This window comes from Limosilactobacillus coleohominis (assembly GCF_016901675.1).
GTDB lineage: Bacteria > Bacillota > Bacilli > Lactobacillales > Lactobacillaceae > Limosilactobacillus > Limosilactobacillus intestinavium.
The window spans coordinates 1-10,487 of the sequence record NZ_JACJKU010000054.1 but is presented as its reverse complement, the minus strand read 5'-3'; the positions used below and the strand labels follow the sequence as shown (position 1 = coordinate 10,487).

Annotated in this window: 9 protein-coding genes; 8 read left to right on the top strand and 1 reads right to left on the bottom strand. The window is 37.2% G+C overall.

Features of this window, described 5'->3' with window-relative positions:
- Positions 1–122 precede the first annotated feature (122 nt).
- Complete coding sequence (locus tag H5975_RS05860) at positions 123–683, bottom strand: DUF1361 domain-containing protein (RefSeq protein ID WP_239459615.1); 561 nt, start codon at positions 681–683, stop codon at positions 123–125.
- 243 nt (positions 684–926) lie between these two features.
- Between H5975_RS05860 and cdaA the strand changes: the two genes are divergently transcribed.
- The 8 genes from cdaA to H5975_RS05820 all read left to right on the top strand — a co-directional run bounded on the left by cdaA (position 927) and on the right by H5975_RS05820 (position 10,316).
- The gene (cdaA, locus tag H5975_RS05855; protein ID WP_204785270.1) at positions 927–1,778 is read left to right on the top strand and encodes a diadenylate cyclase CdaA; all 852 of its coding nucleotides are present in this window, start codon (positions 927–929) and stop codon (positions 1,776–1,778) included.
- Positions 1,768–2,607, top strand: a complete 840-nt coding sequence (locus H5975_RS05850) for a CdaR family protein (protein ID WP_304134030.1) — start codon at positions 1,768–1,770, stop codon at positions 2,605–2,607. Before cdaA ends, H5975_RS05850 begins: the two co-directional genes overlap by 11 nt.
- A gap of 37 nt (positions 2,608–2,644) precedes the next feature.
- Positions 2,645–4,000, top strand: coding sequence for a phosphoglucosamine mutase (gene glmM, locus H5975_RS05845; RefSeq protein ID WP_204785269.1), 1,356 nt, complete (start codon positions 2,645–2,647; stop codon positions 3,998–4,000).
- A 278-nt stretch (positions 4,001–4,278) separates the two neighbouring features.
- Positions 4,279–6,096 carry a glutamine--fructose-6-phosphate transaminase (isomerizing) gene (gene glmS, locus H5975_RS05840; protein ID WP_204785268.1) on the top strand — a complete coding sequence of 606 codons (1,818 nt, stop codon included), beginning with the start codon at positions 4,279–4,281 and terminating at the stop codon, positions 6,094–6,096.
- Between the two features lie 196 nt (positions 6,097–6,292).
- Positions 6,293–6,604 (top strand): hypothetical protein, encoded by a 312-nt coding sequence (locus H5975_RS05835; protein WP_178661485.1) that lies wholly within the window; start codon positions 6,293–6,295, stop codon positions 6,602–6,604.
- Between the two features lie 174 nt (positions 6,605–6,778).
- Positions 6,779–8,629 carry an acyltransferase family protein gene (locus tag H5975_RS05830; RefSeq protein WP_204785267.1) on the top strand — a complete coding sequence of 617 codons (1,851 nt, stop codon included), beginning with the start codon at positions 6,779–6,781 and terminating at the stop codon, positions 8,627–8,629.
- Positions 8,630–8,641: 12 nt separating this feature from the next.
- Complete coding sequence (locus H5975_RS05825) at positions 8,642–9,454, top strand: Cof-type HAD-IIB family hydrolase (RefSeq protein WP_204785266.1); 813 nt, start codon at positions 8,642–8,644, stop codon at positions 9,452–9,454.
- Positions 9,455–9,773: 319 nt separating this feature from the next.
- Positions 9,774–10,316, top strand: a complete 543-nt coding sequence (locus tag H5975_RS05820) for a LysM peptidoglycan-binding domain-containing protein (RefSeq protein ID WP_204785265.1) — start codon at positions 9,774–9,776, stop codon at positions 10,314–10,316.
- Positions 10,317–10,487 lie beyond the last annotated feature (171 nt).

Here is a 10,487-nt window from a genome sequence, read left to right as displayed (position 1 = left end):
CCTTAATTGTTTAGGGTGACGACCTTAACTAATGCTTTTTCGCTATACATTAATTATGTGTCTAAATCCCTGCATTAACAATTAAGGAGGTCACTTCATATTATCTCCCATTTCTATATAAGTTAATTTCTTAAAACAAGTAGTAAATGCACAAACCAGCATATTATTAATTGTAGGACGGTCAAGATTAGTACGAACTCAAAAGACTGCCAAAAAATTGCTGCCCATATTTGGCGGAAAAACCAACTTGGGGTAATTAACATATAAACGGAATGGAGTCTTAAAAAGCGGCCAATATAAATGCCAATGCTTGAACAAAATGTGAAGACTACCATTAAAAAATATCTTAACTGTGGAAAGCGTGGGGTTAAGACTTGTGCAATAAGGCTACTCGTGTTTAATAGTTCTAATGATCCCACGAGAACGCAAACAAAAGCACTGATTATCATGATTGAGAAAATTAACCACATCGTTGGCGACGATTTTAATATCCCACTAATATTTGTATGGGGGTGCAGCCACGACAAGTGGAATAGATCGGTTAAAACATATGGCGCGTTGGGATAAAAAAGAAGCCACATGAGACTCATGATCCAAAATAATAATGATCTGCGGTCAGCTAGTTTTGGCAAATGAAAACTTATTTCAATGGGAATATACCCAAGGAAAGTATTAAATGCCATAAAGTTATATGGTGATTTCATCACTAATTTTAGAAAAACAATCCAAACGAGAAAAAAACAGCGAAGTTGCCATCGATAGGATAACTTAAAAGTATTGATTGCAGTCAACCTCTTTTTCAATAATTGATATATTAAGTATTATACCGAATTGTTAGTAAAATTATAGTTATTTTGATACCAAATTGCGTGGTCCTGAGAAGATGATATAATTAAACGGTAGTTTAGGATTAGGAGGTCGGTTTAATGCAAACAATCGCTACACTATTAACGTGGCGGAATTTGATTAATCTAATTGACATCCTAGTAATTTGGTTCTTAATTTATGAGCTGATCATGCTCATTCGAGGAACACGAGCCATCCAACTCTTTAAGGGAATTTTAGTGATTCTACTAATTAAATTGGTAAGTTGGTACATTGGTTTAAGTACTGTTTCTTGGTTAATGGACCAGGTTATCAATTGGGGTGTTATTGCGATTGTTGTTATTTTTCAGCCAGAAATTCGGCGAGGCCTAGAACACCTTGGAAGAGGGACTCTTTTTGCCCGTAATCGAACAGCGAACGAGCAAGAGGAAGAAATGATTAAACAATTAGATCAAGCTATTCAGTATATGTCTAAACGACGGATTGGAGCGCTTATTAGTATTCAGATGGACACGGGATTGGAAGAATATATTGAAACCGGAATTCCGATGGATGCTGATATTACAGGTGCATTGTTAATTAATACCTTCATTCCTAACACGCCACTTCATGATGGTGCGGTTATTATTAAAAATAATCGCATTGCTGTAGCAGCTGCGTATTTACCTTTATCTGACAGTAAACTAATTCCAAAAGAGTTAGGAACTAGGCACCGTGCTGCTGTTGGTATTAGCGAGGTAACTGACGCATTGACGATTGTCATTTCTGAAGAAACTGGTGAAGTTTCCATTACTAAGGACAATGAATTGCTGAGAAATATGTCCCAAAAAGATTACTTGAAGTTTATGCGTGCACATCTATATAAAAAGAAAGAAGAACGCAAAGATTTAGGACTATTTGGCTATTTGTTTGATAAGATGCGTTGGCAAGGAGGTAAGCATAGTGGACGGTAAAAAAAGTTCATTCTTTGGCAACGTTTGGTTTATGCGGATTGCCTCATTGATTTTAGCAATTTTTCTCTTTTTGTATGTTAATAGCGATAAAAATGGCTTTTTACGGCAAACAACAAGGGGAAGCGATAGTGGTAGTGCCTTAATGTCTAATAAGACGATGACGGTTCGAACACCACTAGAGCTTAAAATGAATTCACAGAAATATGTGGTGACCGGCTATCCGCAATATGTCAAAGTTAAGATATCAGGACCATCTGCAATGGTGACCACTGTTTCTAATACGCAGAATTTCAAGGTGTATGCTGATCTTACTAAATTAGGAATTGGCGAACATACTGTAACATTAAAAGAAAGCGGCTTGAATTCTGAATTGCGTTCTAAAATCACGCCACAGAAAATCACTGTGAATATTCAACCACGAAGTACTATTACTGCACCTGTTGAGGTTCGATTGAATGCTAAAACGGTCAATGGTAATTACCATGTTGGAACACCAAAGCCTTCTATGAAGACTGTTCAGATTTCTGGTGCTAAAAATCAGGTAAAGAAGGTAGCTAAGGTAATTGCTTATGTCGATATTCCAAAAGATGCAAGTTCAAACATTAACCGTCAAGTAACACTACAAGCGGTTGATAAAAAAGGACGGGCTGTGAATGTGGTTGTAATGCCAAGTTCAATTAACGTGGAAGTCCCAATTACGAAGCAAGGTGATGATGACCAGATTAGTTCATCATCCAGTAGTGATAGTGAATCATCAAATGCTAAGGTTGATAGTTCTTCAATTGAAAGCTCGAACAGTAGTAATTCGAGCAGTAGTTCGAGTCACTAATGAAAATTGATAGTTAATAAATAGGAGAAAAAGATTTATGGATTTAAAATATTTTGGAACTGATGGAGTACGAGGAGTAGCTAACCAGGATTTGAGTCCGGAATTAGCGTTTCGGGTTGGCCGAGCAGGTGGATATGTTTTAACACATCATTCTGACCGCAAGCGGCCCCAAGTTTTAGTATCACGTGACACCAGAATTTCTGGTCAAATGTTAGAAAGCGCCTTGGTTGCTGGACTGTTATCTGTGGGAATTGAAGTGTTACGTTTAGGTGTCGTTACAACGCCAGGGGTAGCATACTTGGTTCGGGCGCAAGAAGCGGATGCAGGAGTAATGATTACTGCTTCGCATAATCCAATTCAATATAATGGTATTAAATACTTTGGTAGCGATGGTTTTAAACTGTCGGATGAATTGGAGTACGAAATCGAACAAATTTTAGATGCTCCAGAGGATAATCTTCCACGGCCTTCGGATGATGGGTTGGGAACCTGCGAAGACTATAAAGAAGGTGCCTTAAAGTATACTTCTTTCTTGGAACAAACTATTTCTAATGAACTGACTGGAATTAAAGTGGTCGTAGATGCCGCTAATGGTGCAACAAGCGATTTTATTTCAAACTTGTTTGCTGATGTGGATGTTGACTTTATTCCAATTAATGATAAACCGGATGGCTTGAATACCAACCTCAATTGTGGTTCCACTCATCCAGAGGGATTACAAAAGGCAGTTGTTGAAAACCAGGCTGATTTAGGGATTGCTTTTGATGGTGATGGGGACCGGTGCATTGCTGTTGATGCACAAGGCAACATTGTAGATGGTGACAAGATTATGTACATCTGTGGTAAAAATATGGATGAAAATGGTCGCCTGAAGAAAGATACAGTTGTTACTACCGTGATGAGTAATCTTGGAATGTATAAGGCATTGGAAGCTCATGGTATGAAGAGTGTGAAGACCAAAGTTGGTGACCGATACGTGGTTGAAGAAATGCTGAAGAATGGTTACAACCTCGGTGGAGAACAATCTGGTCATATTATCTTTTTGGATCACAATACTACTGGTGATGGGATGCTAACTGCTTTACAACTGTTACAAGTTATTAAAACGACAGGCAAGAGTTTAGCTGAATTGGCAGCTGATGATACCACATATCCACAAGAATTAGTGAACATCAAAGTTGCCGACAAACAAGCTGCAATGAAGAATGAAAAATTATTAGCAGTGATTAAACAGGTTGAAGATGAAATGAACGGTGATGGTCGGGTATTAGTTCGCCCAAGTGGAACTGAGCCATTGTTGCGGATTATGGCGGAAGCACCAACGAAAGAATTGGTACACGATTATGTCACGAAGATTGCTGATGTTGCAAAAGCAGAATTAGAAGTTCAATAAAAAAAGCTGGTACTGTTTTCAGTGCCAGTTTTTTGATTGGTTCCAATGAAGTTAGGCGAAATAAATATTTTTGAAAGTGAAAATAAAATTGGAAAAAGGATCATTTTAATAAAATGATAATCGATTAACATTGTAGACCAATTTCAATAAAAATCATTGACATTCTTTATAAACACCTTTAGTATATTGGTATTGTCAAAAGAGTGACAGATAAATTGGATTTCTGAAGATATCTATACCAATTTATTTAATCTAATATAAAAGGACGGAATTTAATTATGTGTGGAATTGTCGGAGTAACTGGTAATAAAAACAGTGTTTCGATTTTGATTAATGGATTAAAAAAACTTGAATATCGTGGATACGATTCTGCCGGAATTTATGTTAATGACCAAGAAGGTCACGATTATCTTGTTAAGCGTCCAGGACGAATTAGCAATTTGGAAGAAGCATTAACTCCTGAAGTCCACGGAAGCGCGGGAATTGGCCATACCCGTTGGGCTACCCATGGTGAACCAAACGAAGTTAACGCACACCCACAATACTCGAATGATAACCGGTTCTATTTAATTCATAATGGTGTGATTGAAAATCACCAACAGCTGCGTGATCATTATTTGCAAGGTGTGAAGTTTAAGAGTCAAACTGATACAGAGGTGATTGTTCAATTAGTGGATAAATTTGTGACTGAATATAATTTAGATACAAAGTCAGCAATGCTAAAGACTTTACGATTAATTAGTCCGGATTCTTCATATGCATTTATTATGATGGACCGTGAACAACCAGATACACTTTTCGTGGCTAAGAACAAGAGCCCATTATTAATTGGGATTGCAGATGGTTACAATATGGTTGGCTCTGACGCAACGTCAATGTTACAAGAGACCAATAAATTCATGGAAATTGAAGATCATGAATTAGTTCTAGTAAAGCCTGATGTAGTTAAAATTGAAGACCTCGATGGAAATGAAAAAACTCGTGATACGTTCACGGTTGATATGGACCCAAGTGCAGCAGATAAGGGAGCATATCCTTTCTATATGCTGAAGGAAATTGATGAACAACCTGCAGTAATGCGGAAGCTAGTTCAAAAGTACTTTGATGGTGATCAACCAGAAATCGATAATAATCTTCTTAAAGATATGAATGATGCTGATCACATTTATATTATTGGAGCGGGGACTAGTTATCACGCTGGCTTAATTGGTGCGCGGATGTTTGAAAAGCTGACTGGAACACCAACAACAGTTCATATTTCATCAGAATTTGCGTATGAACAACCATTGTTGTCTAAGAAGCCATTCTTTATTTTCTTATCACAAAGTGGTGAGACAGCAGATAGCCGTGAAGTTCTTGTGCATGTTAATGAAAATAAGTGGCCTAGCTTAACTATTACAAATGTAGATAAGTCTACCTTATCGCGTGAAGCTACTTATACCTTACTTCTTTATGCAGGTCCTGAAATTGCGGTTGCATCTACTAAGGCATATACAGCCCAAATTGCTGTTGAAGCAATTTTAGCAAAGGCCCTTGGTGAATATAAGAACATTTCAGCAGCAGCTGAATTTGATTTGAAGCAACAACTGGGTACAATTGCTAACGGAATGCAGGCAATCACTGATAGTAAAGATACTCTTGAAGCAGTAGCAACTCATTATTTGTCAAAGCCACGGAATGCATTCTACATTGGTCGCGGTATTGACTGGTCTGTTTCGCTTGAAGCAGCATTGAAGCTGAAAGAGATTTCATACGTTCAGGCTGAAGGGTTTGCATCGGGAGAATTAAAGCACGGGACAATCGCTTTAATCGAAAAAGGAACGCCTGTAATCGGAATTATTACCCAAGATCGAACTGCAGGCTTAACCCGGAGCAACCTTGAAGAAACGGAGTCTCGTGGTGCAAATACTCTAACCATTGTTAGTCGTCATTTAGCTAAAGAAGACGATACAATTGTTATTCCTGATGTTGACGAATTATTGACACCGCTGTTAAGTGTTGTCCCTGCACAATTACTTGCATACTACACTAGTTTAGGCAAGGGACTAGATGTTGATAAACCACGTAATCTGGCTAAGTCTGTTACTGTTCAATAATTAAAAGGAAATAAACGACGTTTACGACACGTCGTTTATTTCTTGATTTTTATTGACAGCGCTTACAAAAAGAGCTATTATTTAACCATAAGGTATTAATAATTACCTTCTAATCAATTCTCTTTCTCTCTTATGCCGATCACCGTCCCCCTGGCGGTGATTTTTTTGTTATCATATATGAAGTGAGGTGAAAAGAATGGCTGAAAAACCAGGAACGTTAGACTTAATTGAAGAAATTACTCGAAAAGATGGTACTAAATACTTTGAGATCGGTAATATGGTTCATAATGGACGAGCCGAACTAGCTGCTGAACGGGGCTTTATTACACAAGTGCGGATTTTAAAATTAAATATTCCTCACTCGCAGAATGTTATTAAATATGAAAAGTATATTAATGACCATTATATGATGCAGGATGAATCCATGGATCATTGGGAGGAATGGAAAAAGACTCCTGAAATGGAAAAGGTCGTTAGTGATATTATGGCGGAAAATCACGTCAGTTAATCCTTTGAAAAGCAACCTCAAATGGCTGTTTTTTCTTTTAAATGGTCCAAATGGTGAAACTTATTTGTAAAGGTAATTAATCGACTTTTGTAATGAAATGGTCTGTACGACAGCCGTTTTTATGATTATAATAATAAAGTATTTTTGCGAATTTGATGAGGAGGATTCGTGGTCATGCGACCAGCTTTTGAAGAACATCAACTACATTCTCGTCACCATTATGTGACCGGAGTTGACGGAATGAGAACCATTGCCGTATTAGGGGTAATTATTTATCACTTATTGCCTAATGTGATGATGGGGGGCTTTTTAGGGGTACCATTATTCCTGTTAATCTCAGGGTATTTTGTGACGGATCAGTTATTAAAAAAATGGGACCGTGGGAGTATCAACCTAGTTAGCTACTATCAACGACGTTTTTTACGTTTATATCCAATTTTAGTAACAATGTTAGTAGTAACCACTGCTTACATTACCCTTTTTCAACGCCCATTACTCCACCATATTAAGGCGGTAATTATCACGAACTTATTATGGGTTTACAACTGGTGGGAAATTTTTAATGGACAGTCATATTTTGACCGCTTTGGTGGTGAATCACCTTTTACGCACCTTTGGACTTTAGGGGTAGAGGCTCAATTTTATGTTTTATGGCCTCTAATTTTAATTCTCTTACTGAAGTTATTTAAGAAGAAAATTGTTAAGTGGATTGTTTTAATTTTAGCTGTGTTATCTGCAATTGAGATGGCACTGTTATATGATCCACAAAATATCAACCGTGTTTATTATGGAACTGATACCCGGGCATTTTCGCTATTACTAGGTTCATGGTTAGCATTTGTTTGGCCACGTGCCAAATTAAGCGATCGGCTTGGTGAAGGAGCAAGACGGTTCTTAAATGAAGCGGGGGTCATTGCTTTAATACTAACGATTATTAGCTTTTTCGTGTTAAATGGACAAAGTCGACGGACATACTATGGCGGGATGTTCTTCTATAGTGTAATAGGAATGTTACTGCTGGGAACGATTGTACATCCAGGTGCCGATGTAAATAGATGGCTTTCGAATCCATTTTTTAAATGGGTTGGGCAACGTTCATATGGAATCTATGTTTACCAGTATCCGGTAATGGTTTTTTATGAAGCAAAAGTACAGATAGGAGCACATCCAATTATGAATGCAATTATTGAATTACTATTAATAGTAATTATCAGTGAGTTATCATATCGGTTTATTGAACGACCACTTAAAAATTATTCATGGCGTGATCTGCCAATTACCATTGTTAATTGGTTTGATGTTAAACGGCGTGGGTGGAAGCAGTGGTTAGTAATTGTTCCATCATTATTAGTCTTTTTTGTAGCTGTCACAGGGTTTACTACACCAGATCGAGCTCCTAAAACGACAGCAGTACAGGCGCGAATTAAAAAGAGTCGCCATGCAACAGCAATGCGCAATAAAATGATTGCTGAAGGTAAGACACCTAAAGTTAACGCTAATAGTAAGTCGTTACAAAAGAAGTATGGATTGAGTAAGCAAGAGTTGAAGAAAGCATCTAAACTGCAAGTAACGGCAATTGGTGACTCTGTGATGGCGGATGCATCTGAAAGTATCCAACAAGTGATGCCGCACGCCTACGTGGAAGCTAAAGTTGGACGACAAGGTAGCGATGCTCCTGCTGTAATTAAGGATTTGAAAGCTTCTGGACATTTGAATAAGAATGTGGTTCTTAACTTAGGAACTAATGGTCCGATGACCTCTGAAACGGTTAATAATATTATAGATAGTATTGGAAAGGGACACCAAATCTATTGGGTAACTGCTCATGTGCCAACCAAGTCATGGGAAAAGACTGTTAACAATCAAATTAAGGAAGCTGCTAAAAAGCACCATAATGTCCACGTTGTAGATTGGAACCGTCAAAGCGCTAATCATGATGATTGGTTTGCTGGTGATAAAGTCCACATGAACGAAAATGGGAATGTTCAATTTACACGGATGATTGTTGAGAGCATTTTAAAATAAGGAAGTGTAAAGATGATTAAAATAATTGCCCTAGACCTTGATAATACGCTCTTAGATAGTCAAAAGAGAATTAGCGGACGCAATACTAAAGTACTGCGTCGTTTGCACGAAAATGGCATTAAGGTGGTTCTGTGCACAGGTCGACCAATCAACGCAATTTGGAACTATATTGAGCAATTGGGATTAACTCAAGATGATGACTTCACGATTAATTTTAATGGTGGGTTAGTAGTTAATAATGTTACCAAGAAGCCTTTATTTTCAAGAGGTTTAAACGCTGATGAGCTAAAATTGGTTTATGATTTTGCCCATGAACATAATTACTCATTAGATGTGCTAGATTTTGAACGAGTTTATGAAATTATGGATATGCCACGTTCAGTATACAAGGGAACTGTCAAAAACATTGAATTTCTGGACCGCCATTTTGCTGAATTGCCGATGGGCGACCATCCATATGCAAAGATGGTAATGGCAATGCCGGCTGAAAAATTAAAGCAAATTATCCCAACAATTCCAAACGAATTAAAAATGCATTTTAGTGTTGTACAGTCTCAACCACACATCTTAGAATTTCTCCCTAAGGGTGGGGATAAGTCTGTTGGACTAAAGCACCTATTAGACCATTTTGGAATGGATTTCTCTAATCTAATGTCGTTTGGTGATGCGGATAACGACTTAGGAATGATTAAAGATGCAGAAGATGGAGTGGTAATGGAGAATGGGCTTCCAAATGTAAAGGAGGAAGCTGACCATATCACTAAGAGTAACGATGATGATGGAGTAGCAGTTTACCTAGAAAATAAATTTGCAAACTTATTGTAATATTACTATTAAAAGCAAGCTTTTAAGACCTTCAAAGATGTCTTTGAGGTCTTTTTTTGTTTTTTTGAATGTTTCTGTGAGATGAATGAACATTTTTTCACAAATAAGTTTGGTACACCAAAAAACGCTGATGTGACGGTAATATTCAGCATTATTAAAAAAGTCTTAATAATAATAATGAGAGAAATGTTACAAAATGTTACAGAGAGTTTAGTGATTGGCACTAAAAGCAAAACGGTTGCAATAGATTAGTAATATTGACCATGTACCATATAGACCGTTGATAAATAAAGATTTTGTAAAGGACGGTTTATACTTTATGTTAAACAAGAATCTATTGAAAATTAGTGCAACTTTTGGGGCAGCAGCATTAGGTGTTGTAGCAACATCAACTATTGCTAGTGCAGACACAACTTACACTGTTCAAAATGGAGACACCCTTTCTTCAATCGCTGCTAAGTTTGGTAATGTAGATGCTAATACGATTGCAAGTAAAAATAATCTTCAAGATGTCAATATGATTCATGTTGGTCAAAAGTTAGTTATTAAGGGCAATAATTCTAAACAATCCGCCAAAAACACTAATAAGGCTAAAGTTGAACAAACTGATTACACTCCAGGTCAATCAAACCTTTCTTCTGCTGACCAAGCAGCTAAGGACTGGATTGCTTACCATGAATCACGTGGTTTATACAATGTTCAAAACGGCCAATACTATGGTAAATATCAGTTAAGTTTGTCATATCTTAATGGTGACCTTTCTCCAGAAAATCAGGAACGGGTTGCTGATCAATATGTTGCTAACCGTTATGGCTCATGGACTGCTGCTCAACAGTTCTGGATGGCTAATGGCTGGTACTAATAATTAAAATACTCATATAAATCGAAAAGGGACTAATGATATCTTCATTAGTCCTTTTTGTTGGTTCTTTGTCAATCGGTACTGATAATATAATTTACAGTTCAAGCAGTCATTTTGCTTGGGCTGTTTTTTGTTTTGCAATTAGAACTAACTGTTAAGTGAGAGTTTTTT